General features: G+C 61.1%; 1 protein-coding gene. It reads left to right on the forward strand.

Going from position 1 to position 453, the window contains the following annotated elements; all coding sequences use genetic code 11:
• On the forward strand, positions 1-453 hold a 453-nt coding region (locus tag DVK01_RS21375), incomplete at both ends, for an AAA family ATPase (protein ID WP_121538854.1).

The raw sequence follows: 453 nt of genomic DNA on the forward strand, positions 1-453 counted from the left end.
ACCGGCCCCTCCGGTGCGGGGAAGACGACTCTTGCCCGGTTCGTGGCGAACGAACTCGAACGGGCGACGCTCGATGTCCGAACCGCCTACGTGAACTGCCTCTCGAATTCGACGAACGCCGCTGTTCTCCACACGCTCATGCGCGACGCCGGCCTCGGACTCGACTTCGACCGAGCGTCGACACCGGTTCACGAGTATCTTGCTCGCATTGAAAGTCGGAACGAGCAGTTCGTCATCGTCCTCGACGAGGTCGACGTCCTCGAAGACCCGTCGCTCATCGCGATGCTCTATGACATCGACAACGTCACCACGATGATGATCTGTGTCTCCGAAGACGCGTTTCTCTCGACGCTCGATATGCGCGTCGAGTCACGCGTTCGCGCCGCAGCAAGCGTGACGCTCGAAAAGTATCGAGACGACGAACTCGCGGACATCATCCGCGCCCGCGTTGAC

This window comes from Haloarcula sp. Atlit-120R, assembly GCF_003665885.1.
GTDB classification, from domain to species: Archaea; Halobacteriota; Halobacteria; order Halobacteriales; family Haloarculaceae; genus Haloarcula; species Haloarcula taiwanensis.